Origin of the sequence: Glycomyces sp. TRM65418 (assembly GCF_019710475.1) — a bacterium.
Taxonomy (GTDB): Bacteria; Actinomycetota; Actinomycetes; order Mycobacteriales; family Micromonosporaceae; genus Glycomyces.
In genome coordinates this window covers 119,467-141,279 of the sequence record NZ_JAJFAX010000010.1, presented here as the reverse complement: position 1 = coordinate 141,279, position 21,813 = coordinate 119,467, and the positions used below count along the sequence as shown (strand labels likewise).

The following is a 21,813-nucleotide window of genomic DNA, read 5'->3' as shown; positions in this document are numbered from 1 at the left end:
GTAAAACCGTCGGCGATCCCGGCGCACCCTGGCCGGGATCGCCGACGCGTCACACCGGCACCGCTTCGCGGGAATCCGTCTCCGGCTCAGTCTCCGTCCCAGCCTCGGCCTCGTCGACCGCGGCCTGATACCGCGCGCTGAGCTGGCGGTACTGCGGGGCGAGCAGGGCGACGCACGCGAGCGCCGCGCAGGCGACGCCCCCGATGAGCAGGATGAGGGCGATGCCGCGCGAGTCACCCGTGCCCAGCAGCCACGCCCACTGCCGCTGAGCGGCGTCGGTGTCCATGTACGGGATGACGAGCAGTTCGGCGAGCGGGGCGATCATCAGCGCGGTGATCGGCGCGGCGGCGGCCTCGAACGTCATCGCGAACCCGAACACCCGGCCCTGCCGCTCGAAGGGCACGACCCGTTGGATGACGGTCTGCTCGGCGGCCTCCGCCGCGGGGATCAGCGCCATGAACACGCCGACGCCGAGGACGTACAGCCAGCCCAGCTCGCGGATGGTGGAGAACGCGCCCGCCGCGCCGAGGGCGATGACCACGATCAGGATCGTGCGGATCGGGTTCCTCCCGATGCCGCGCTTCGCGACGACCGCTCCGCCGACGATGAAGCCCGTCGAGGCCACGGCGAACCAGAAGCCCCAGCCCTGCACGCCGAACATGTCGATGCCGTACGGGTCCATGACCGCCATGGCGACGCCGCCGAACAGGTTGTTGAGCGAGGTGAACAGCACGAGCGCCAGCAGGCCGGGCACCGCTCGCACGGCGAGCCACCCGCCGCGGAGGTCCACCCACGACTCGATCGGCCCGGCCTCGGCGGCCCGCTCCTCGGGGATGCGCAGCGGCACGAGGTGGACGAGCGTCAGCGCGAGCGCGGCGATGCCGATGAGGATCGTCCAGCCCATGCCCAGGAAGCCGACCGACAGGCCGCTGAACACGCTCGTCACCAGCATCGCGACTCCCTGGGCGGTGCCGACCATCCCGTTCGCGTTCGCATGGCGGTTCTCGGGCACCAGCAGCGTGACCGTGGTCGACAGCGCGATGCCCCGCAGCTGCTCCACCACCGAGCCCGCGAGCATGACGACGGCGAAGATCCAGAACCACGGCAGTCCGAGGTCGCCGATCCGCTCCTCGCCGACGGCGAAGAAGAACACCGCGTCGAGGAGGAAGACCGCGAGCGCCGCCAAGGTCGCCCACACCATGACGGCCTTCTTGCGGAACCGGTCGACCAGGGTCCCGAAGAACATGCTGAACATCGAGATGAAGAGCATGTACGAAGCGCCGATCACGCCGGTGGCGATCACGTTGCGGGTCTCGACGTAGATCCAGAACGTCAGCCCGAACCACAGGAAACTGGTCGTGACGTTCGCGACGGCGGTGTTCACCAGCACGTGGAGGAACGTCCGGAAGCCGTCCGGTGGAACGGTCCGCCCTCCTGCGGGGGTCTGCGCGGTTCCGTCCGGGGGGATCGTCGCCTCGGTCATCACGGTCGTCCTTTCAACAGTGCGGTGGTCCGCCGGGCCACTGCGGGTCTTTCACGTTCGTCTCTCCTGCTAAGACCTCCCCAGGCCGCGGATCTCATCGGTCGCGGCGGAGTTTTCTCGGTCGACCCGTTCGGCGAGACGACCGACCCGCGCGGCGGCGGAGTCGAGCCGGCCCGCCACTTGACGCGGAGGCCCGCGCCTGCTGGAATATCGGCACGTGTCAAAACTTCCATGGAAAGTGCTGGTGCAATGACCGAAACTTCCGACCTTCGCCATCGGTCCGCGGACGCCGAGATCACGCTGACGCTCGACGGCGAGCCGCTCGCCGGGCGCGAAGTCGAACTCAGCCAGGTGCGGCACCGGTTCTCATTCGGCTGCACGGCCTTCGAATTCACCGACTACGCGAACGGGACCTCCGAGCGGCCCGACGGTGACGAGCGGCTGCTCGAGCAGTGGGAAGGCCTGTTCAACTTCGCCACTCTGCCGTTCTACTGGGGCCGGTTCGAACCCGAGCGCGGCAAGCCGGACACGCACCGCCTCCTGAAGACCGCCGAGTGGCTGGTCGGCCGCGGGCACACCGTCAAGGGCCACCCCCTGGCCTGGCACACGGTCACCGCGGACTGGCTGCTCGATCTCGACAACGCCGCGATCGCGCAGGCGCAGACCGAGCGCATCCGCCGCGAGATGAACGACTTCGCCGGCGTGATCGACATGTGGGACGTGATCAACGAGGTCGTCATCATGCCGATCTTCGACAAGTACGACAACGGCATCACCCGACTGTGTCGCGACATCGGCCGCATCCCCATGGTGCGCATGGTGTTCGACGCCGCCCGCGAGGCCAATCCCGGCGCGGTCCTGCTGCTGAACGACTTCGACATGTCCGCCGCCTTCGAATGCCTCATCGAGGGCGTGCTCGAAGCCGGCGTCCGGATCGACGCCCTCGGCCTGCAGAGCCACATGCACCAGGGCTACTGGGGCGAGGAGAAGACCCTCGGCATCCTCGACCGGTTCTCCCGGTACGGGCTGCCGATCCACTTCACCGAGACCACCCTCCTCTCCGGACACCTCATGCCGCCGGAGATCGAGGACCTCAACGACTACCAGATCGAGGAGTGGCCGAGTACCCCCGAAGGCGAAGAGCGCCAAGCCGACGAGGTCGAGCGCCACTACCGGACCCTCGTCGCCCACCCCGCGGTCGAGGCGATCACCTACTGGGGCATGAGCGACGCCGGCATGTGGCTCGGCGCTCCGGGGGGCTTCGTCCGCGCCGACGGCACCCCCAAGCCCTCCTACGAGCGCCTCCACCGCCTGATCAACGAGGAATGGGGCACCCCGCCCACCACGATCGCCACCGACGCGGAGGGCCGCCTGGGCTGCAACGGCTTCCTCGGCGACTACACGATCACCTGGCAGGACCGCGAAGCGGCGTTCACCCTCGACGCCGCCGGAGAGCAGCGGCTCACCCTGGAACTCGGCTGACCGCTCCGGCCCGGCCCGGCCGCTACGACGACGCCTGCGCGTCGTGGCGCTCGTGCCGGGCCGGAGCGGCTCCTGCACCGACGGTCAGTACAGGCCCTGTTCGTACTTGGGGCCGTACTTCTCGACCAGTTCTTCGAAGGTCTGCTCGACCGCCTGCGTGTCCTTGACCATGCGCGGATGCGAGGGCAGGGCCTCGGGCGTCCACGTCTCGGGCTTCCAGATTCCCGAGCGCATGGCCGACTTGCCGCAGTGGAAGTAGATCGTCTCGATCTCCACCACGAGGGCGAGCATCGGCTTGTGGCCCTTGACGATCATGTCGTCGAAGAACGGCGCGTCGGAGACGATCCGAGCGCGTCCGTTGATCCGCAGCGACTCGCGGCGGCCCGGAAGCAGCGAGAGCAGCCCGACGTGCGGGTTGGCGAGGACGTTCTGGAAGCCGTCGACGCGGTGGTTGCCCTTGCGTTCGGGGACGGCCACGGTCGTGTCGTCGAGGACGTGGATCAGCTTCCCGGCCGGATCGCCCTTGGGGGAGGCGTCGCAGTTGCCGTCGGCGTCCGCGGTCGCGACGATGCAGTACGGGGAGACGGCCAGCCAGGCCCGGTCGTGCTCGTGGAGCTTCGCGCGTTCCTTGGTGGCGGCCTGCGGCATCACCTCGCCGACGATCGCGCGCAGCTCGACCGGGTCCGTGAGCTCGGTCCACAGGTGACGGTCTACGGCGTCCATCGAATTCCCTTCGTCCAGGTCTGCCCGGGCGTCCCGCCTGCGGGCCCGTCGAATCCGGTTCCGGTCATGTCACCAGGCTCCGGCGGGTGCGGGCGGGCGACCATACGTGCTTTCGCGTACGCACCTCGCGGTCGGTCTCGGTCTCATGCGTCGGTCTCCGTTCATCGGGGTCACAGTTCGAGCAGTCCGCGTCTGATCGCGGAGGTCACGGCGGCCGTGCGGTCGTTGACGCCGAGCTTCTGGTAGCTGCGCAGGAGGTGCGTCTTGACGGTGGCCTCGCCGATGTGCAGCCGCCTGCCGATCTCGGCGTTCGACGCGCCGTCGGCGACCAGGCGCAGCACCTCGAGTTCGCGCTCGGACAGGCCGTGGCCGCGCGGGGACCGCACGGTGCCGACCAGCCGCGCCGCCACCGAAGGCGCCAGGACCGTCTCGCCCTGCGCGGCGGCCCGGATCGCACGGACCAGTTCGGCGATCGGGGTGTCCTTGAGCAGGTAGCCGACCGCCCCGGCCGCGACCGCGCGGACGATGTCGGCGTCGGTCTCGTAGGTGGTCAGCACCACCACGTTCGCGATGCGCGCCAAGTGCCCGGTGGCGGTGACGCCGTCGCCGCCGGGCATCCGCAGGTCCATGAGGATGACGTCGGGCTCCAGCGCGGGCGCCGCCGCTCGCGCCTCGTCGCCCGAGCCGGCCTCGCCGACCACCTCGACGTCCGGCTCGTTCGCGAGCATCCCGCGCAGGCCCGACCGCACCACCGGATGGTCGTCCACCAGCATCACCCTGATCATGCGGGCACCTCCAGTCGCACCGTCGCCCCTCGGCCCGGAGCCGAGTCCACGGTGAACGTACCGCCGAGACCGACGACGCGGTTGCGGGTGCCGCGCAGCCCGAAACCGGAACTCGGGGCCTCCGGGTCGAAGCCGGGACCGTCGTCGGCGACCGACACCGCCACGGCGCTGTCGCGGTAGGCCAGTCGCACCCGGACCGCCGCGCCCGCGGCGTGCTTCTCCACGTTGCGCAGCGCCTCCTGGACGGCCCGCACGAGCATCACGGCCGTTGCCGGCCTCAGCGGGCGGGGTTCGCCCTCCACGGCGAACCCCGCCCCGGCCGCGCCCGCCAGCTCGGCCAGGGACGCCTCGACCTGGACCGCCGCGTCCTCGCCGACCGCCAGCGCCCCGACCATCGCCCGGGCCTCGGCGAGATTCGCGCGGGCGGTCCGCTCGATCAGGCGCAGATGCTCCTCGCGCCCCCGCTCCTCCGCGGCGGTGCGAGCGGCCTGCGCCAGCATGATGATGCTGCTCAGGCCCTGTGTGACGGTGTCGTGGAGCTCGGCGCCCAGGCGCTGCCGCTCGGCGGCGGCACCCGCTTCTCGGGACAGCCGCGCCACTTCGGAACGGCTCCGCTCGAGCTCGTCGATCAAAAGGTAGCGGTCGACGCTCTGGTCGATGACGCGGTGGATGAACACGCCGACGGCGACCGAGGCGAGCGCGATGACCGCGCTGGCCGGGACGGCCCACAGCACCGCGCTCAAGGATTCGCCTGCGACGACGCGCCCCAGCACCGGCATGAAGCTCAGCGCGACCACCACGACGATGGTCGGACGCAGGGGGACGAGCCAGAACAGGTGCGAGATGAGCGGGGCCAGCAGCGGCATGGCCTCGGGGTCGGTCAAGATCAGGGCGAGGAACAGCGCCAGCACGCCGAGGCGGTAGACGTGCGCGAGCCGACCGTCCATCTCGGCGACGCCGAGGTCGACGGTGATGAGCCGCCGCCCCAGCACGAGGTACCAGACCACCAGGGCCGCGATCCAGGCCGAGGCGGCGAGGTCGGTGCCGACCGGGTCGTCGCCGCTCCAGACCAGCGCCGCAACGGCGGTGGTGGACACCGCGAAGAACCACTCCCAGTAGCGGAAACCGCGGTTCCATGCGTGCCGGCTCATCGGGTGAGGGCGCTTCGCCAGCGGAACGTCGTCAGACACAGCACCAATCCTCCAGCACACCACAGTGCCAGGACCACGGCAGTCTTGCCCAGCTCCCACTGGCCGGCCGGTTCCCCGGCGGCCATGTGGTCGGGCAGGAGCGCGGCGCGGAACCCCTGCGCGAGCCATTTGACGGGGAACAGCGCCCCGATTCGGGCCATCCAGTCGGGGAGTTCCTGGAGCGGCACGTAGACGCCGGAGATGAACAGGAGCACGGTGTAGGGCAGCGTCGTCATCGCCCCGGCGCTGCGGGCGCTGCGCGCCAGACTGGAGGCGGCGATCCCCAGCAGCGAGCACGCCGTGATCCCCAGGGCGAACAGCCACGCCATCGTCAGCCAGGCGACCGGATCGCTCGGCAGCGCCACGTCGAACGTCAGCACCCCGATGACCAGCAGCAGCGCCAGCTCGGCGAGGCTGGCCACGACGACCAGTACGATCTTGCCGAGGAAGAACGACACCGGCGGCATGGGCAGGGCCCGCAGCCGCTTCAAGGTCCCGTCGTCGCGTTCCACGGCCAACGAGCTGCCGAGGTTGACGAAGGACGTGGAGACGATGCCGCCGGCGGCGAAGCTCGCGGTGAGGACCTGGCCGCCGGTGACGGTCGTCCCGGCGATGGGGCCCTGGTCGAAGATCGAGCCGAGCAGGAGCAGCAGCACGGCGGGGAAGGCGAAGGTGAACACGACGGAGCCGCGTTCGCGGAAGAACTGCTTGAGCTCCACGCCGCCGCGTGCCACGCCCAAGGACAGCGCGTTCGGGGCGGTCATGCGCTCGCCTCCTGGCCGATCAGCCGCAGGTAGGCGTCTTCGAGGGACGGCCGGGTGACGGTGAGCCCGGGGACCTCCCCGGCGTAGCCCGCGCCCAGTTCGGCGATGAGCGCGGTCGGCGTGTCGGTGGTCTTGCTGCCGCCCTCCCAAGCGACGGTCACCTCGCGGTCGTCGACCAGTTCGGCCACGGTGCCGGCGGCGCGGATGCGGCCGTCGGCGATGACGGCGATGCGGTCGGCCAGGGCCTCGGCCTCGTCGAGGTAGTGGGTGGTGAGCAGGACGGTGGTGCCCTCGGCGGCGAGGGCGCGGATGAGGTGCCAGAACTGCCGGCGCGCCTCGGGGTCGAAGCCGGTGGTCGGCTCGTCGAGGAACAGCAGTTCGGGGTTGCCGACGACGCCGAGTGCGACGTCGACGCGGCGGCGCTGGCCGCCGGAGAGCTGCCGGAGTTTCCGCTTCGCCTGTGCGGCGAGGCCGACTTCGGCGATCACCTCTCCGGGGTCGCGGGGACGCGGGTAGTACCCGGCGAAGTGCCGGACGACCTCTTCGACGGTGAGTTCGAGGAGGTCGCCCGCCGTCTGGGAGACGATGCCGAGCCGGGAGCGGAAGCGCCGGTCGGCCTTGGCGGGGTCGGCGCCGAGCACGGCGACGGCCCCGCCGTCCCGGGGGAGCTGCGCGGAGAGGATCTGCACCGTGGTGGACTTGCCGGCGCCGTTGGGGCCGAGGACGGCGAGGGTCTCGCCGCGGTGGACGTCGAGGTCGAGGTCGGCGACCGCGGTGACGTTCCCGTAGGCCTTGCGCAGGCCGCGCACGCGGATGGCTGCATCGTTCACGCGTTCAAGCCTGGCCCGTTTCGGCCGCGGCCGCGACGACCGCCCGGTGGAACCGGTGTGTCCGCCGATCGGTCGACAGCGGCGCCCGCACGCGGCCTGCGAGCGCCTCAGGGTTCACCGCTCGGCCCCGCGCCGGCGGCGGGGCGAGCGGGCCGGGGCGCCGATCCCGCGCAGGCGGGCGTTCCGCATCGCTCAGTCTTCCCCGCCGCGATGCTCGAGGCACGCCAGGCGCTGCCGTTTGCGGACTTCGACCGTGTTCAGTCTCCGAAATCGATGGAGCCGGTGCGTCTGGCGTCGGCGTGGAACCACCAGAGCGACAGCGACGCCAGGGCCAGCCAGCCCGCGGCGGTCGCGAACGCCCAGCCCACCTGAGCGAGCACTGCGCCGGCGTCCGCGCCCGCGAGCGCCAGGCGGACCGCCCGCAGTCCGTGCGCGGCCGGGAAGAGCTCGGCGAACCATTGGAGGCCCTTGGGCCAGTAGGAGGTCGGCACCATCACGCCGCAGAACGCCGTCATGGTCAGCAGCGTGATGTTCGCGAACACGTTGCGCAGCTGATGGAAGCGCAGCGACAGGCTCCCGCAGCACAACCCGACGGCGTAGTTCGTGAGCGCCGTGGCGAAGATCAGCACCACCGCCGTCAGCGCCTCCGCGACGCCGAGATCGAGGCCGAACACCGGCGCCAGCACCACGAGCGCGACCGAGGCCGAGACCGTGCCCGAGGCGATCCAGAACCAGCTGCGCGCGGCGAGCACCAGGACCATGCCCGCGGGTGCGGCCGCGAGCAGCGACAGCGTGCCGCTCGAGCGCTCCCAGGTCGTGGACGCCGAGGTCATCATGGTCTCGTTGACGGCGATGAACACCGCCGCCCCGACCAGCAGGAACCGCGTCCGCTCCGGGTCGCCGAGGAGCGTGCCGAGCATCGAGTAGAAGACCACCTGGCACAGCACCCGGACCATCCACCCGAACGCCCAGTTCGTCGGGGTGTACACCGAGCGCAGGTCGGTCCAGCCCGACCACGCCGTCTGCCGCAGTACCGCCGCCGCGTTCACGCGAATCCCACCGTTCCGTTGTGGCGGACGCGCCGCACGAGGGCCCGCATGACCCCGAATCCGGCCGCGGCCGTGGCCGCCCCGAGGCCGAGCACGGCCGCCAGTCGCCAGCCGAACGCGTCGACCGGCGCGGGCGCGAGGCTGTCTCGCAGCAGGTCGGTCGCCCAGGACAGGAAGAGCGCCCGCGACAGCGCCTCCAGGCCCGCCGGGAGCAGCGTCACCGGGACCATCGCGCCGCCGAGCAGGTACAACGGGAAGGTCACCGAGTTCTGGAAGCTGCGGACGTCGCGGCCCATCACGAAGACCGACGCCATGAGCACGCCCGTGGCGGCGATGCCGAACGCGGTCGCGAGCAGCGTCGCCGCGAACACGAGCGGATGCGCGACGGTCACCACCACGCCGAACCCGAGGGCGCCGACCAGCCAGCTTTCGGCGATGCCGACGAGGCTCACCGCCGTGATGGCCGAGATCCGTCCGAGCAGGACGACCGCGAGTGACGCGGGAGTGGTGAGCAGCGCTTCGAGGACGCCGGCGGCGCGGTCGCGGAAGATCGTCTCGCCCGCTTCCATGACGGCCATGCCCATCGCGGTCATGATCGCCGGAGCGAGCAGCGCGTACGGCGCCAAGTCAGGGCGTCCACTGTGCTGCGTGACCGACAGCAGGATGACGGCGGAGAACGGCGCGGTCGCCAGCATGAGCAGCGTGCCGGGGTCGCGCCGGAACGCGCCGAGCTGGAACCGGACGGCCGCGCCGAACGCGGGCAGGGCGGCGTTCATGAGCGGACCGCCATGCCGCGGTCGCCGATGAGGTGCATGTAGACCTCTTCGAGGGTGGGCGGGGCGGTGGACACGTCGGTGGTCCCGGCCTCGACGAGCATGCGCAGCACCGGAAGCGCCGCGCCGTCCCGGTCGGTCTCCACCAGGATCGCCCCGGGGCCGGTGCGCCGGACCGCCTCGACGCCGCGGAGTTCGGCGATCCGGTCCGCCAGCGCCTCGGGGACGCCGGTGGCGCGCACCCGCTCGTGCCGGGACAGGAGCTCCCCGAGCACGCGCGGGTCCTCGCAGCGCAGCAGCCGTCCGCCGTCGATGAACGACACCCGGTCGCACAGCGCCTCGGCCTCGGCCATGTCGTGCGTCGTCAACAGGACGGCCCGGCCTTCGGCGCGCAGCTCCTCGACGAGTTCGCGGAACTCGTGGGCGGAGACGGGGTCCATGCCCACGGTCGGCTCGTCCAGGATCAGCACCCGAGGGTCGCCGATCATCCCGCGGGCGAGGTGGAGCCGCTGCTTCATGCCGCGCGAGAAGGTCTCGACCCGATTGTCGGCGCGAGCGCTCAAGCCCACGCGGTCGAGCAGTTCCGCCGCGCGCGCCCGCCCGGCTCGCCGCCCGAGCCCGTACAGCGCGGCCCAGAAGCGGAGGTTCTGACCGGCGGTCATGCGCGCGTACAGGCCCCGCTCGCCGCCGAACACGATGCCGAGGAGCGGGCGCACCCGCTTGGCGTCGGCGACGACGTCGAGGCCCAGCACGCGCGCCGTGCCCGAGGTCGGCAGCAGCACGGTCGAGAGGATCTTGCACAAGGTGGTCTTGCCCGCGCCGTTCGGGCCGAGCAGGCCGTGGACCTCGCCCGGGGTGACGGTGAGGTCGAAGGCGTCGAGCGCCCGATGATCGGCCTTGCCGCGCCCGCCGGAGAAGACGCGGGTCAGGCCGCTCACTTCGACCGCGGGCGGGTCGATTCCGGTGATCGTCATGCCTCCAGCGTGCGGGCCGCCCGCGAGGCCCGCCATACGTGGTTTCGCGTATGCGCGCCCCGGCCGCCGCGGCTAGCCTTGGGCCATGCCCGTGTCCCCGTTCATCGCCCGCGATGACGAGCTGTCGCGGATCACCGCGGCCTGGGACCGGCTCGCCGCCGACGGCGGCGGCCCGGTCGCGGTCGCGTGCGTCGGCGAGGCGGGCATCGGCAAGACCCGGCTGCTGCGCGAAGCGGCCGACGCCGTCGCCCCGACCACCCTGCTCGTCGGCACCGCACGCGCGGACGGGACCGCGCCCCACGACTGGTTCGCCGCCGCGACCGCCGGACGCGACGCTCCTCAAGGGACCGACCCGCGCCTGTGGCGGATGCTGCGGCAGGAACCGGTGGAGGCCCCGATGCGACTGCCGGACGGAGTGCTCCTGCGCGGCGCGATGACCACCCTCCGCCGCATCGTCGGCGACGGGCCGGCGCTGATCGTCGTCGACGACCTGCACTGGCTGGACCCCGAGAGCCTCGCGCTCTGGTCGGCGATGGCCGCCGAATGGGAACTCCCGGCGATGCTGCTCGCCGGAAGCCGCGCACCCGACGAGGCCCGCCACCCCGAGGCGGTCGCGCGCGTGCTCACCCGGTTGGAAGGCGCCCGCTCCCGCGTCAGGGTCGCGCTGCGGCACTTGACGCCCGATGAGACGGGCGCGCTCGTCGGCGCGTTCACCGGCGAGCCCGTGCCGCGCGCCGAGGCGCGCGCTATCCACAGGCGCACCGGCGGCAACCCGTTCTGGGTCACCGAACTGGCCAACTCCGGCATCCGCGGCACGGCCCCGCTGCCGGGCCACCTGGCGGCCCTCGTACGGGCCCGCCTCGCCGGAGAGGACCGGGCGTCCTGGACGCTCGCCAGGGGCCTGGCACTGCTGGGCGAGCAGGTCGAAGCCGCGGTCGCCGCCGAGGTGCTCGGCCCTCCGTCTTTCGAGCGAGGGCTCCCGGCGCTCGTCGCGGCAGGCGTCCTGCGGGTCGACGGCGCCACGGTGCGGTTCGCGCACGCCCTCATGCGGGAGGCCTTCGCGGCCACGGCGCTGCCCGCCGAAGCGGAAGCCGTGCACCGCGCCGCGCTGGCCGCCGCCCGCGAGCGCGGGGACGATGCCGCGATCGCGGTGCACGCCTTGGCGGTCGGTGAGACGGCGACGGCGGTCGCGGCCGCCGCGCGCACCGCACGGCGGCAACTGGACTCCTGGCTCGCCGAATCGGCGCAGCAGACCGCCGAGGCCGCGCTGCGCTCAGCGCCCGATCACGTCGAACTGCTCGACATCGCCGGGCAGGCGGCCCTCCTGGCAGGCGATTTCGAAGCCGGTCGGGTCCATTCGGAGCGTCTGGCGGCGATCGCCGCAGACGCCGCGGTGCAGTGCTCGAACCACCTGCGACTCGCCGAACTCGCCTGGCACCAAGGCCGCACCGCGGAGCAGCAGGCGCATCTCGACACGGCCCAGGCGCTCGCGGCGCCCGGCAGCGCCGAGCACGCCCGCTGCCTCGCCGGACGCGGCATGGCCCTGATCCGAAGCGAGTACCCGCAGGCGATCTTCGCGATATGTGACGAGGCGGCCGCGCTCTGCGCCCGACACGGACTCGAAGCCGAGCGTCGCTCGATGGAGATCAGCCGGGCGACCGCCCTGCACGACGTCGGCGACGCCGACGGCGCGGTCGCCGGGCTGCGGCGCATCTGGCGCGACGCCGAAGCCGACGGCGACCTCCGCACGCTCAGCCGGGCCGTGAACAACCTCCTCGCGATCCACCTGCGGGAGCTTCCCGAGCGGCAGGCGTGGCAGCTGTTCGAGCAGGGTGTGGCCGCGACCGGCGACCTGGGCATGGCGGTCTGGGGCGGCAAGATCGTCCGCTCCGGCGCCGACGCCGCGGTGGCGTTCGGCGACCTCGACCGCGCCTGGGGCCTGCTCGCCGCGCGCGTGCGCGTCGAACCCGACCCGCACGAGCGCGCCGTGCTCGCCGCCAAGGCCGGGCTCCTCGCGGTCGAACGCGACGACCTCGAAGCGGCCGAGCGGCTGTGCGAGGAGGGCCTCGCACTCGTCGCCGGCATGGACCAGGGCTGGGTGATCACCTATCCGCATTGGACGGCCGTGGCGATCGCCGCCCGCCGAGGCGGACGCGCCCGCGTCGAGGCCGCGATGCGCGCCTACCGCGACGCGGTCCCTCCCGCGCTCCACGAACGGCGCGACTACCGCGTCCTCGACGTCGCCCGCCTCGCCATCGAGGGCGGCGTCGAGCCGCACGCGGCGCGGCGGTTCGTCATCGACTGCCTCGGCGCCGTCCCCGGCCCCGGAAGCGAACCGTCCGCCGATCTCATGTGGATGACGGCGCGCCTCGGACTCGGCGATTGGGCCGGCGCTCGCGCGCTCGTCGACTCCGCGGCGCAGGGCCCGCCGGTGTACCAGGCCGTCGCACACGATCTCGCCGCCGAGGCCGCCCAGCGGTCCGGAGACCGCCGGCGCGCGGAAGCCCATGCCCGGGAAGCGGTCGCCCTGCTGGGACGCTGGCCCGGATGGCGCCGCGATCGGGCTTCGGACCGCCTGCGGCGGTTGCGGGCGGCGTCCGCGACGGTCGCATTGACGACCCGGGAGGCCGAGGTGCTGCAGGCGGCGGCGGCAGGGCGCTCGAACCGGCAGATCGCCACTGCGCTGGGGATCTCGCAGCGCACCGTCGAGGTCCACATGTCCCGAGTCCTCGCCAAGACCGGAGCCGCCAGCCGGACCGAACTCGTGGCGAAGCTCCTCCAAGGCCGATTGGATCCGACCGGAACCGGCGATTGACGAGGCGGGCGCGCTCCTCGTCGTCATGCACCGCACCGACCGGTCGGCGACGGCGCCTTCCGACCGCGCCCCGCCCGAGCGATTCGTAATGCATGGACACGAGTGTTACCGTTAGAAGATGCCTGCGCTACTGCTGCCCGGCGAGCCGGCGCCGATCCGATTGACGAACACGGTCTGGGCCGAGCGCGGCCGCCTCCACGACGACCTCGAAACCGTGGACGACCTGCGCGTCTGGCTCGCAACGATCGACCCCGGCGCCGTCGGCGCCGAAATCGGTGAGGCCGACCTCGAACGCTTCCGCGCGCTCCGGGACGCCCTGCGGCGCCTGGCCGCGTTCCTCACCGACGACGACCGGCCCGCCGCCGCCTCGGCGATGCGCGAAGTCGAATCCGCCGTCGCCGAAGTCAACCGGGCCGCCGCGCAGGCGCCCGCCTGGCCGCTGCTCGCGCTCGACGGGGGCCGGCTGGCCCGCCGACCCGGCACCGCGGCCGCCCCCGCCGACCGCTGCCTCGCCGCCCTTGCGGTCCAAGCCATCGAGCTGTTCACCGGTCCCGAACGCGAGCGCCTGCGCGCCTGCTACGGCCCCGGGTGCGTCCTCTACTTCGTCAAAGACCACCCGCGCCGCGGGTGGTGCAGTGCGGGCTGCGGCAACCGCGCCCGAGCGGCGCGCCACTACGCCCGCCACCGCACCTCCCAACAAGACTGATCCCACCGCCCAAGCGCCGCGCGACCTCTGGTCGTGCGGCGCTTTTCGCTCGCCGGGACGAGGCCCCCGAGGGAGACCACCGTCACAGAAATCTAACGCTTGATGTCGTTGCAATCATTAGAAGCTCATGGAAAGCTTCTTCTAACGGAACAACCGTTAGAATTTGCGGGCGCGAGCCCGCCGACTGCACACGGAGGCCCCCATGAGCGCCACGACCCTGAACACGGGACACATCGGACTGAACGTCACCGACCTCTCCCGGTCGATCGACTTCTACCGCGACATCTTCGGGCTCGGCCTCATCGGCGCCCAGACCGAAGGCGAGCACCGGTACGCCTTCCTCGGCCAGGACGGCGACATCGTCGTCACCCTGTGGCAGCAGAGCGACGGCGCGTTCAACGCCGACCGCCCTGGGCTGCACCACCTCTCGTTCCAGGCCCCCGACATCGAGACCGTCCGGCGCGCCGAAGCGGCCCTCAAGGACGCCGGCGTCGACCTCTTCTACGACGGCGTCGTGCCCCACGGCGAAGGCGCCGGCTCCGGCGGGCTGTTCTTCACCGACCCCGACGGCATCCGCCTCGAGATCTACGCCCCGTCCGGCGCCGACACCGCCCCCGCTCCCACCGCGGGCGCACCCACCTGCGGCTTCTTCTAGACCACACGGCGTTCGCGGGCCCGCGGGCCCGCGAACGCCGCGAAAGGAGACCCATGTACCACCAAGGCGAACGCGCCGTGCAGCGCCGGACCGGCATCAGCGTGGAGAACTGGGGCTCGGCCGGCGTCGACGCGGCCATCCCGCCGGTCGCCGCCGCCTTCCTCGCGCGGCAGCGGATGGTCGTGATCGGCGCCGCCGACGACGAGGGCGCGGTCTGGGCCACCGCCCTCGCCGGACCCGAAGGATTCATGCGCGCAGCGGGGGAGCGGGCCGTCGCCATCGACCGTGCCCCCACCGCCCCCGACCCCCTCGGCGGGCTCTTCGCGACCGAACGCGACCTGGGCATGCTGGCGATCGAACCGGCCACGCGCCGGAGGATGCGCGTCAACGGCGTCGCCCGCCGCGTCGGCGACCGCTTCGAGATCCGCACCGAGCAGGTCTACTCCAACTGCCCCAAGTACATCCAGACCCGCATCGTCGACGAGACCGAGCCGCCGACCGGACCCGCCGAGTCCCGGACCTCCGCTCGCCTCACCGCCGAGCAGCGGGCATGGATCGCGACGGCCGACACCTTCTTCATCACGACCCGCGCCGCCGGACTCGGCGCCGACACCTCCCACCGCGGCGGCAACCCCGGCTTCATCGCCCTCACCGGCGACGGCGGCCTCACGTGGCCCGACTACAGCGGCAACTCGATGTACATGACCCTCGGCAACCTCGAACTCGACCCGCGCTGCGGCCTGCTGTTCCTCGACTGGGAACGCGGCCGGAGCCTGCACCTGACCGGCACCGCCCGCGTCGACTGGGACCCCCGCCGCGCCGCCGCGGTGCCCGGCGCCCAGCGCCTCGTCGACTTCACGCTCGACCGCGTCGTCCAAGTCGACGGCGGACTCCCGCTGCGCTGGTCCTTCCAGCGGTACTCCAAGTTCAACCCCGCCTGAAAGGAACCCCGATGAAAGTCCGTGTCGACCGGAGCCGCTGCCAGGTCCTCGCCCAATGCGTCTTCGCCGCGCCGGACGTGTTCGAACTCGACGAGGACGACCGGCTCGTCTACGACGCCGAACCGGACGACGCCCTCTGGCCCGACGTCGAGCTCGCCGCGCGCTCCTGCCCCGTCAAAGCCATCCTCCTCGACGACAACTGACTGCAAAGGAGAACCGAAGATGACCCGTCCGCCGCTGCCCCCCTTCACCGCCGAGACCGCCGCACGGAAAGTGCAGGCCGCCGAGGACGCCTGGAACACCCGCGATCCGCACCGGGTCGCGCTGGCCTACACACCGGACTCCGTGTGGCGCAACCGGGACCAGTTCGTCTCCGGGCGCGACCAGATCGTCGGGTTCCTGACCCGCAAATGGGAGCGGGAGCAGGACTACGCCCTGCGCAAGAGCCTGTGGGCCTTCATCGACGACCGGATCGCCGTGCGGTTCCAGTACGAATGGCACGACGCCGAAGGCCAGTGGTGGCGCAGTTACGGCAACGAGCTGTGGCAGTTCACCCCCGAAGGCCTGATGAGCCGCCGCGAGGCCAGCATCAACGACGTCCGCATCACCGAGGCCGATCGCCGCCTCTTCGGCCCGCGCCCGGCGACCGAGACCGACCCCATCCCGCTCCGATGACCGCCGACGCCGGCCCGACCACGCCGGGCCGGCGGGCACCGGGGCCGCATCACGGTGACCGTTCCCCCGGAGGGCCTCCCCCCCAACGGGTCGCGTTCCGCGTGCCCGAGGCGGACCGATGGTAGGGCAGGCCGTACCCGCGCTCGGGGGGTCCGCAGGATCGTCTGATGTGGTCGCGGCCCATACGGTTCGAGCATGAGAAAACGCATGATCCCCGCCGCGGTCGCGGTGCTCGGACTCGTCGGCGCGCTCACCGCCGCGCACCTCGCCTCTGCCGAGCCCGCCGGTCCCGAGACCGGCGGGCTCGACACCGAGGTCCTCGAGGACCGGCTCGCCGACGTCGCCGCCCTCACCGCCGGATCGGTCCTCGTCGAGGTCCGCGACGGCGACGACGCCTGGAACGGAGCGGCCGGCGCCCGAGACCTCGACGCGAACGCGCCGCAGGCCCGCCCCGGCGACCGGGTCCGCATCGGCAGCGTCACCAAGTCGATGGTCGCCGCGATCGTCCTCCAACTCGAAGGCGAGGGCCGACTGGACCTCGACGATCCGATCGGCGACCACCTGCCCGGGATCCTGCCCTACGACGAGCAGCCGACGATCCGCCAGCTCCTCCAGCACACCGGCGGCGTCCCGGAGTGGGTCGGCGCCCTGTATCCGGGCCTCGCCGAAGGCGACCTCACCGAGGTCCGCGAGGGCTACCGGACCCACTACGAGCCCGAGGAGCTGATCGACCTCGCCACCCAGGACCCGCCGCTGTTCGCGCCCGGCGAGGGCTGGTCCTACTCCAACACCGGCTATGCGGTCCTGGGCCTGCTCATCGAGGAGCGCACCGGCCACAGCCTCCGCCACGAGCTCAAGCACCGCATCTTCAAGCCCGCCGGACTCCGCCACACCTACTACCCGCACGACCACGGCTCCGGCATCCGCGGCCGCCACTCCGTCCCGTACATCACCACCGGCGACGCCGACGAGCCGTACTTCGACGCCACCGCGGTCTCCCCCTCGCAGCTGGGCGCGTCGGGCGGCGTCGTCTCCACTGTCGGGGACGTCAACGAGTTCTACGACGCGCTCACCGACGGCACACTGCTCACCGACGAGCAGCTCGCCGAGGCCGCCGCGTTCGTCGAGACCGGCACGGGCTTCCAGTACGGGCTCGGCCTGGGCGGCGTCACGATGGGCTGCCCGGACGACCCCGAGGAGCTCTTCATCGGCCACGCCGGCGACGGCATGGGCCACCAGACCCGGACGTTCCACTCCTTCGACGGCGAACGCCAGATCACGCTCTCGTGGAGCCTCGACGACAAGCACGGCCACGCCGACCCGGCGGCCTTCGAGGAGGCGCTGTTCGGCCTCCTGGCCGCCGGTCTGTGCGGGACCGCCTCCTAGGGCCGATCGCGGTCGGCCGCCGCGGCGAACCGTTCGGCGAGGCGGGCGAAGGCCCGCGCGAGCTCGGGCGGGCGCACGGCCTCGACGTCCGCGTCGAACCGGCCGATCGCGGCGGCCAGCGCCGCCCACGACCATGAGCCCGCGACCAGTCGGCACCGCTCCGGCCCGAGGTCCTCGACGAAACCGTCGTCGGCGAAGGGCGTCACCGCCGCCGCGGGCGCGGCCTGGACGTCCCCGCCGAGGCCGACCAGGCCTGAGCCCTGAACGCGCGCCCTGGTGCGCAAGGAAGCGGAGCCGCGGTTCGCACCGCGGCTCCGCGTGGACCTCAGGCCCGAGCGCCGATCCTCGGTCCTCTCGATACCGAGGGCTCTTCGTTCCGGCGGCCTCTGCCGATCGCGAAGGCGACGCCGACCGCGGTGACGGCGAGGCCCGCCCACGCCAGCCCGCTCAGCTCGTCGCCGAACATGGCCCACGCCCACAGCATCGTGGCGGGCGGCGTGAAGTACAGCAGCGTGGCGGCCACGGTCGCCCCGTTGCGGCGCACCACGACCCAGTACGTGCCGTACCCGCCGACGCCCGCCAGCACGGTCATCCAGGCGACCGAGAGCCAGAACCCCGAAGTGGGGGCGGGAGCGAACTCGCCGAAGGCCGCCGAGATCGCGGCGAAGGCGGACGCGGTGGTGAGGAACTGGACCGCGAGGGCGTCGAGCTGGCCGAGGCTGCGGGGCCGAGTGCGCCGTTCCAGCACCGTGGCGGCGACCAGGCTCAGCATCGCGGCGACGGGGAGGGCGTACGCCCACAGCGCCGCGTCGCCGCCCGCGTAGTCGGCGGAGATGACCAGCGCGACGCCGCCGAAGCCGATCGCCAGCCCGAGCATCTGGGCGGCCCGGACCCGTTCGCCGAGCACGAGGTAGGCCGCGGCGGCCGTGACGACGGGCTGCAGGCTCGCGATGAGCGCGGTGGTGCCGGAGCCGACGCCGAGCTGCGCGGCCATGACGACGCCGTAGAGGTAGCCCACCTGCGCGAGCGCGCCGACGAGCACGTGGACGCCGACGTCGCGGGCGGTGTAGCGCCGCCACCGCCCGCGCCAGGCGATCCAGGCCAGCGCCGGTCCGGCCAGCAGCAGGAAACGCCAGTTGAGGACGGTGAGCGCCGAAGCGTGGCGGGTGGCGAGCTCGGCGCCGATGAAGCCGGAGCTCCACAGGACGACGAACGCGGTCGCCCAGAGCCGGTCGGAGGTGCGCATCAGATCTCCTCGAGATTAAACCGATCGGTATACACACCGTAGCTATACCGGTAGGTATACTTCCAGTGGAGTTTCGAGAGGAGCACCGTGATGACCGACACTGTCGTGGAACCGCGGATGACCCGCGCGGCCCGCCGGGTCCTGGACACCGCCGCCCGCCTGTTCTATCAGCGGGGCATCACCGGCGTCGGCGTCGATCTCATCGCCGCCGAGGCCGGGGTCACCAAGAAGACCATCTACGACCGCTTCGGCTCCAAGGACAACCTCGTCGTGGCGTACCTGCGCGAGCGCGACCAGCGGTGGCGCGCGGTGGTCGACCGCCACGTCGAAGCGGCCGCCGACCCCCGCGAGGCCGTGGTGGCCGTCTTCGACTCGCTCGAGGCATGGCAGCGCGCCATGGGCGACCGCGGGTGCGCCATGATCAACGCCCGCGCGGAGCTGACCGGACCCGACCATCCGGCCCGGGAGCTGGCGCTCGCCCAGAAGCAGTGGCTTCGGGCCAGATTCGCCGAGCTGCTGGAAGAGGCCGGAATCGACGACGCCGCGGACGCGGCGGTCGAACTGCTGCTCCTTCACGAAGGCGCCGTGGTGATGAGCGACGTCGGCGGCATCGCGGACGCCGTCGAGCGGGCCCGGCACGCGGCCCGCCGCATGGTCGACCGGGCCGAGTAGAAAACGGCCGCGGTGACGAGAGCCGTGGTCGGCAGTGACCGTAGTGGACGATGTGACGCCGGGCCGAGCGCGACGACGGCCCTCGAAGCGGTCACGGATGTTCAGCCCGGATTCGACTGCGGCCCAGCGCGCGTCCGGCGGCTCCGGCAGCGCTCGCGCCGTGTCAGCAGCGGTCGACGTGTCCCGGCGGATCGCCGCGCACGCGGCCCGATTCGTACGCCCACATCGCCGCCTCGACGCGGTTGCGCAGGCCGAGCTTCGTGAGGACGCCCGCGATGTGCGTCTTGACCGTGCCGAGCGAGAGGAAGAGCCGTTCGCCGATCTCGTTGTTCGTCAGGCCCGTGGCGAGCAGCGCGAGCACGTCCTCCTCGCGGTCGGTGAGCGGCGTGGTCGGCTGCCGCGCCTGCCGGACCGGTCGCGAGAACTCGCCGAGCAGCCGCAACGTGATCTGCGGCGAGATGAGGGCGTCACCGTTCGCGGCGGCCCGCACGGCCTCCCCGATCAGCTGCGGACCCGACTCCTTCAGCAGGAATCCCCTCGCCCCGGCCCGCAGCGCGCCGTGGACGTATTCGTCGAGGTCGAACGTGGTGATGACGACGACCGCGATCGGATCGGCGATGCGTTCACCCGCGAGCAGCGAGGTCGCCTCGATGCCGTTGAGATGCGGCATCCGGATGTCCAGGAGGGCGACGTCGGGCCGCAGCCGCTGCGCGAGCCGCACCGCCTCCACGCCGTCCGCGGCCTCGCCCACGACCTCGATGTCCGGCTGCGATTCGAGCAGCATGCGCAGGCCCGTGCGCACGGGCTCCTGATCGTCGGCGACGAGCACGCGGATCATGCCGCCCCCCGCATCGGCAGGGACGCGCGCAGGATCCAGCCGCCGGCCGGATCCGGGCCGGCGGCCGCCTCGCCGCCCAGGAGCGCCGAGCGTTCCGCCATGCCCTGCAGCCCGTGCCCGCCGCTCGACGGGGGACGAGCGGGGGCCCCGTCGTCACGGACGACGATCCGCGCAGTGTCGGCCTCGACGGTCACGGACACCTCGATCCCGGTGGCGCCGCGGGCGTGGCGGCGCGCGTTCGTGACGCCCTCCTGCGCGATCCGGAAAAGGGTCGACGCGACGATGCCCGGCACGTCGTCGGACGCGTCGATCCGAACGGTCACGGGCGGCGGCCCGGGATCGGCGAGGCGGGCGAGCTCGTCCAGACCCGCCGTCGGCGTGTAGTCGGCGGGCGCGCGAAGGGTGCGCACGAGCGAGCGCATGTCCGCGAGGACCGCCTGCGCCTCGCTCTCCACGACGCCGAGCGACTCGACCACGCGCGCCGTGTCGCGCGGGTCCGCGGCCGCCACCTGCGCGCGGATCACGATGGCCGAGACGTGATGCGCCACCGTGTCGTGCAGGTCGCGGGCGAGCGCCTCGCGCTCGCGGGCCCGCACCGTGTCGAGCTCCCGCGCCCGCGATTCCAGCCGCTCGCGCCGCAGCGCCCCGATCAGGCAGGCACCGCCGAAGAACGCGACCCCGGCGACCGCCTCCGCGACAGGATCACTCCTGAGCGAACTCGAGAACAGGAGGCCGACCGCGACGATGACGGCGCCCGCGATGCGGTCGCGCCCCGATCCCCAGCGGAAGAGCGCGTAGGGCATCGCCAGCAGCACGAACGTCGCGACGAGGGCGTTCGGTTCGACGCCCGCGATGGCGCTCGCGAGTGCGAAGGCCGAGGTCGAGCCGGTCATGATCGCGACGCCGAGCAGCGGACGGGTGCGCCGCCACAGGAGCACTGGCAGGATCGCGAGCGTCACTGCCGTCGTGGTGAGGGGCCACGCCAGATCGGGGCGCATCGCGCCCTCGATGACGGAGACCACGGCCGCCGCGATCACCAGCACGACGTCCCGAGGCCGCGGGCCTTCGGCGCCCACCGCCCGGGGGCGCGACCACGCGGCGGCGATCGTACGGGGCACGGTCGGTCTCTGCATCACGCGATGACCGTAGCCGGGGTGCGCCGACGCGTCGCCGCCCGGCGACGGGCGATGACCCATTCGGCCACCAGGGCGTTGAGGATCCACCCGGCGTCCATCTGGACGAGCCGCATCAGGGCGTCGGGTTCGCCGAACACGAGGAAGGGCGGAACTGACGTGAGCACCTGGGTTCCCGCGCCCATGGCGAGCGCATAGGCCCGGGTCATCCAGGCCCCGTGCGCGAAGAAGTCGCGGCGGGCGATCGCGGCGACCCCGAGGACGATGAACGCGAGCATGAGGGCGCCGATGCCATACCGCGAGATCGCGACCGCGCCGTCGTCGATGGCGGGCGTGTCGTAGAACGCGGTCATCCACAGTCCGCTCGCGGCCACGACGAGTCCAGCGGGGACCAGCAGGTATCGCCCCGCGAAGCGGTGCCACGCCGTGCGGCGTCGCCGCAGGCTCGGCAGGAATTGGAACGCGCCGACGAGTGAGTAGACGAGCGCCCCGAGAATGTGCAGGACGATGGGCAGCGGCATCTCCACGAAGCGGGCGTTGGCGGCCGTTGCCGGTGCGCCCGAGGCGAGGTCGCCCATGCGCACCGCCCCGGCGAGCACGGGCACGAGGGCGAGGAGGATGAGGCCGGCGGCGATCGGCCACTCGCGGCGACGGGGTTCGGAGGGAGGGTTCATACCGCAATCCTGGTCGCGG

The 21,813-nt window shown here is 72.5% G+C and carries 23 protein-coding genes; 9 read left to right on the top strand and 14 right to left on the bottom strand.

The window, feature by feature from the left end; translation table 11 throughout:
- Positions 1-49: 49 nt before the first annotated feature.
- Positions 50-1,483, bottom strand: coding sequence for an MFS transporter (locus K3N28_RS19960; RefSeq protein WP_228094517.1), 1,434 nt, complete (start codon positions 1,481-1,483; stop codon positions 50-52).
- Positions 1,484-1,732: 249 nt separating this feature from the next.
- On the opposite strand from K3N28_RS19960, the gene K3N28_RS19955 reads away from it, so the two are divergent.
- The gene (locus K3N28_RS19955; protein WP_228094516.1) at positions 1,733-2,965 is read left to right on the top strand and encodes an endo-1,4-beta-xylanase; all 1,233 of its coding nucleotides are present in this window, start codon (positions 1,733-1,735) and stop codon (positions 2,963-2,965) included.
- 84 nt (positions 2,966-3,049) lie between these two features.
- Here the strand turns inward: K3N28_RS19955 and K3N28_RS19950 are convergent, their stop codons facing one another.
- The 8 genes from K3N28_RS19950 to K3N28_RS19915 form a co-directional block, all read right to left on the bottom strand.
- Positions 3,050-3,688 (bottom strand): MSMEG_1061 family FMN-dependent PPOX-type flavoprotein, encoded by a 639-nt coding sequence (locus K3N28_RS19950; RefSeq protein WP_228094515.1) that lies wholly within the window; start codon positions 3,686-3,688, stop codon positions 3,050-3,052.
- A gap of 170 nt (positions 3,689-3,858) precedes the next feature.
- Positions 3,859-4,473 carry a response regulator transcription factor gene (locus K3N28_RS19945; RefSeq protein WP_228094514.1) on the bottom strand — a complete coding sequence of 205 codons (615 nt, stop codon included), beginning with the start codon at positions 4,471-4,473 and terminating at the stop codon, positions 3,859-3,861.
- Positions 4,470-5,663: a sensor histidine kinase gene (locus K3N28_RS19940; protein WP_228094513.1), complete on the bottom strand. Its 1,194-nt coding sequence runs from the start codon at positions 5,661-5,663 to the stop codon at positions 4,470-4,472. Before K3N28_RS19940 ends, K3N28_RS19945 begins: the two co-directional genes overlap by 4 nt.
- Entirely contained in the window at positions 5,621-6,427 is an 807-nt protein-coding gene (locus K3N28_RS19935; protein ID WP_228094512.1) for an ABC transporter permease, read from the bottom strand. Before K3N28_RS19935 ends, K3N28_RS19940 begins: the two co-directional genes overlap by 43 nt.
- On the bottom strand, positions 6,424-7,257 hold the full coding sequence (locus K3N28_RS19930; RefSeq protein WP_228094511.1) for an ABC transporter ATP-binding protein: 834 nt from the start codon (positions 7,255-7,257) through the stop codon (positions 6,424-6,426). Before K3N28_RS19930 ends, K3N28_RS19935 begins: the two co-directional genes overlap by 4 nt.
- Positions 7,258-7,514: 257 nt before the next feature.
- Positions 7,515-8,306 carry an ABC transporter permease gene (locus K3N28_RS19925; protein WP_228094510.1) on the bottom strand — a complete coding sequence of 264 codons (792 nt, stop codon included), beginning with the start codon at positions 8,304-8,306 and terminating at the stop codon, positions 7,515-7,517.
- Complete coding sequence (locus K3N28_RS19920) at positions 8,303-9,082, bottom strand: ABC transporter permease (protein WP_228094509.1); 780 nt, start codon at positions 9,080-9,082, stop codon at positions 8,303-8,305. Before K3N28_RS19920 ends, K3N28_RS19925 begins: the two co-directional genes overlap by 4 nt.
- The gene (locus tag K3N28_RS19915; RefSeq protein ID WP_228094508.1) at positions 9,079-10,053 is read right to left on the bottom strand and encodes an ABC transporter ATP-binding protein; all 975 of its coding nucleotides are present in this window, start codon (positions 10,051-10,053) and stop codon (positions 9,079-9,081) included. The genes K3N28_RS19920 and K3N28_RS19915 overlap by 4 nt, the downstream gene beginning before the upstream one ends.
- 85 nt (positions 10,054-10,138) lie before the next feature.
- Between K3N28_RS19915 and K3N28_RS19910 the strand changes: the two genes are divergently transcribed.
- From K3N28_RS19910 to K3N28_RS19880, 7 genes are all read left to right on the top strand, one after another.
- Positions 10,139-12,868, top strand: a complete 2,730-nt coding sequence (locus K3N28_RS19910; protein WP_228094507.1) for a LuxR C-terminal-related transcriptional regulator — start codon at positions 10,139-10,141, stop codon at positions 12,866-12,868.
- Positions 12,869-12,986: 118 nt separating this feature from the next.
- Positions 12,987-13,574: an ABATE domain-containing protein gene (locus K3N28_RS19905; protein WP_228094506.1), complete on the top strand. Its 588-nt coding sequence runs from the start codon at positions 12,987-12,989 to the stop codon at positions 13,572-13,574.
- Positions 13,575-13,776: 202 nt separating this feature from the next.
- Positions 13,777-14,229, top strand: coding sequence for a VOC family protein (locus tag K3N28_RS19900; RefSeq protein ID WP_228094505.1), 453 nt, complete (start codon positions 13,777-13,779; stop codon positions 14,227-14,229).
- Between the two features lie 53 nt (positions 14,230-14,282).
- The gene (locus tag K3N28_RS19895) at positions 14,283-15,170 is read left to right on the top strand and encodes a pyridoxamine 5'-phosphate oxidase family protein (protein WP_228094504.1); all 888 of its coding nucleotides are present in this window, start codon (positions 14,283-14,285) and stop codon (positions 15,168-15,170) included.
- An 11-nt stretch (positions 15,171-15,181) separates the two neighbouring features.
- Positions 15,182-15,373, top strand: coding sequence for a ferredoxin (locus K3N28_RS19890; RefSeq protein ID WP_228094503.1), 192 nt, complete (start codon positions 15,182-15,184; stop codon positions 15,371-15,373).
- Between the two features lie 19 nt (positions 15,374-15,392).
- On the top strand, positions 15,393-15,845 hold the full coding sequence (locus K3N28_RS19885) for a nuclear transport factor 2 family protein (RefSeq protein ID WP_228094502.1): 453 nt from the start codon (positions 15,393-15,395) through the stop codon (positions 15,843-15,845).
- 195 nt (positions 15,846-16,040) lie between these two features.
- Entirely contained in the window at positions 16,041-17,231 is a 1,191-nt protein-coding gene (locus K3N28_RS19880) for a serine hydrolase (protein ID WP_228094501.1), read from the top strand.
- Here K3N28_RS19880 and K3N28_RS19875 read toward each other — a convergent pair.
- A complete protein-coding gene (locus K3N28_RS19875; RefSeq protein WP_228094500.1) occupies positions 17,228-17,515 on the bottom strand; it encodes a hypothetical protein in 288 nt (95 codons plus the stop codon). The two genes, K3N28_RS19880 and K3N28_RS19875, sit on opposite strands and share 4 nt — an antisense overlap.
- A gap of 41 nt (positions 17,516-17,556) precedes the next feature.
- Positions 17,557-18,477 carry a DMT family transporter gene (locus tag K3N28_RS19870; RefSeq protein WP_228094499.1) on the bottom strand — a complete coding sequence of 307 codons (921 nt, stop codon included), beginning with the start codon at positions 18,475-18,477 and terminating at the stop codon, positions 17,557-17,559.
- A 90-nt stretch (positions 18,478-18,567) separates the two neighbouring features.
- On the opposite strand from K3N28_RS19870, the gene K3N28_RS19865 reads away from it, so the two are divergent.
- Positions 18,568-19,149, top strand: a complete 582-nt coding sequence (locus K3N28_RS19865) for a TetR/AcrR family transcriptional regulator (protein WP_228094498.1) — start codon at positions 18,568-18,570, stop codon at positions 19,147-19,149.
- A 163-nt stretch (positions 19,150-19,312) separates the two neighbouring features.
- Here K3N28_RS19865 and K3N28_RS19860 read toward each other — a convergent pair whose 3' ends face one another.
- Genes K3N28_RS19860 through K3N28_RS19850 form a run of 3 tightly spaced genes read right to left on the bottom strand, consistent with a single transcriptional unit; the run spans position 19,313 to position 21,794 of the window.
- Complete coding sequence (locus K3N28_RS19860) at positions 19,313-19,987, bottom strand: response regulator transcription factor (protein WP_228094497.1); 675 nt, start codon at positions 19,985-19,987, stop codon at positions 19,313-19,315.
- Entirely contained in the window at positions 19,984-21,120 is a 1,137-nt protein-coding gene (locus tag K3N28_RS19855) for a sensor histidine kinase (protein ID WP_228094521.1), read from the bottom strand. The genes K3N28_RS19860 and K3N28_RS19855 overlap by 4 nt, the downstream gene beginning before the upstream one ends.
- Entirely contained in the window at positions 21,120-21,794 is a 675-nt protein-coding gene (locus K3N28_RS19850) for a DUF2306 domain-containing protein (RefSeq protein WP_228094496.1), read from the bottom strand. The genes K3N28_RS19855 and K3N28_RS19850 overlap by 1 nt, the downstream gene beginning before the upstream one ends.
- Positions 21,795-21,813 lie beyond the last annotated feature (19 nt).

Coding starts and splice junctions, on each gene's coding strand:
- K3N28_RS19870 (WP_228094499.1), bottom strand. CDS start 18,477: ATGCGCACCTCCGACCGGCTCTGGGCGACCGCGTTCGTCGTCCTGTGG.
- K3N28_RS19880 (WP_228094501.1), top strand. CDS start 16,041: ATGAGAAAACGCATGATCCCCGCCGCGGTCGCGGTGCTCGGACTCGTC.
- K3N28_RS19855 (WP_228094521.1), bottom strand. CDS start 21,120: ATGCAGAGACCGACCGTGCCCCGTACGATCGCCGCCGCGTGGTCGCGC.
- K3N28_RS19865 (WP_228094498.1), top strand. CDS start 18,568: ATGACCGACACTGTCGTGGAACCGCGGATGACCCGCGCGGCCCGCCGG.
- K3N28_RS19960 (WP_228094517.1), bottom strand. CDS start 1,483: ATGACCGAGGCGACGATCCCCCCGGACGGAACCGCGCAGACCCCCGCA.
- K3N28_RS19850 (WP_228094496.1), bottom strand. CDS start 21,794: ATGAACCCTCCCTCCGAACCCCGTCGCCGCGAGTGGCCGATCGCCGCC.
- K3N28_RS19910 (WP_228094507.1), top strand. CDS start 10,139: ATGCCCGTGTCCCCGTTCATCGCCCGCGATGACGAGCTGTCGCGGATC.
- K3N28_RS19885 (WP_228094502.1), top strand. CDS start 15,393: ATGACCCGTCCGCCGCTGCCCCCCTTCACCGCCGAGACCGCCGCACGG.
- K3N28_RS19900 (WP_228094505.1), top strand. CDS start 13,777: ATGAGCGCCACGACCCTGAACACGGGACACATCGGACTGAACGTCACC.
- K3N28_RS19890 (WP_228094503.1), top strand. CDS start 15,182: ATGAAAGTCCGTGTCGACCGGAGCCGCTGCCAGGTCCTCGCCCAATGC.
- K3N28_RS19915 (WP_228094508.1), bottom strand. CDS start 10,053: ATGACGATCACCGGAATCGACCCGCCCGCGGTCGAAGTGAGCGGCCTG.
- K3N28_RS19945 (WP_228094514.1), bottom strand. CDS start 4,473: ATGATCAGGGTGATGCTGGTGGACGACCATCCGGTGGTGCGGTCGGGC.
- K3N28_RS19955 (WP_228094516.1), top strand. CDS start 1,733: ATGACCGAAACTTCCGACCTTCGCCATCGGTCCGCGGACGCCGAGATC.
- K3N28_RS19935 (WP_228094512.1), bottom strand. CDS start 6,427: ATGACCGCCCCGAACGCGCTGTCCTTGGGCGTGGCACGCGGCGGCGTG.
- K3N28_RS19860 (WP_228094497.1), bottom strand. CDS start 19,987: ATGATCCGCGTGCTCGTCGCCGACGATCAGGAGCCCGTGCGCACGGGC.
- K3N28_RS19895 (WP_228094504.1), top strand. CDS start 14,283: ATGTACCACCAAGGCGAACGCGCCGTGCAGCGCCGGACCGGCATCAGC.
- K3N28_RS19905 (WP_228094506.1), top strand. CDS start 12,987: ATGCCTGCGCTACTGCTGCCCGGCGAGCCGGCGCCGATCCGATTGACG.
- K3N28_RS19950 (WP_228094515.1), bottom strand. CDS start 3,688: ATGGACGCCGTAGACCGTCACCTGTGGACCGAGCTCACGGACCCGGTC.
- K3N28_RS19920 (WP_228094509.1), bottom strand. CDS start 9,082: ATGAACGCCGCCCTGCCCGCGTTCGGCGCGGCCGTCCGGTTCCAGCTC.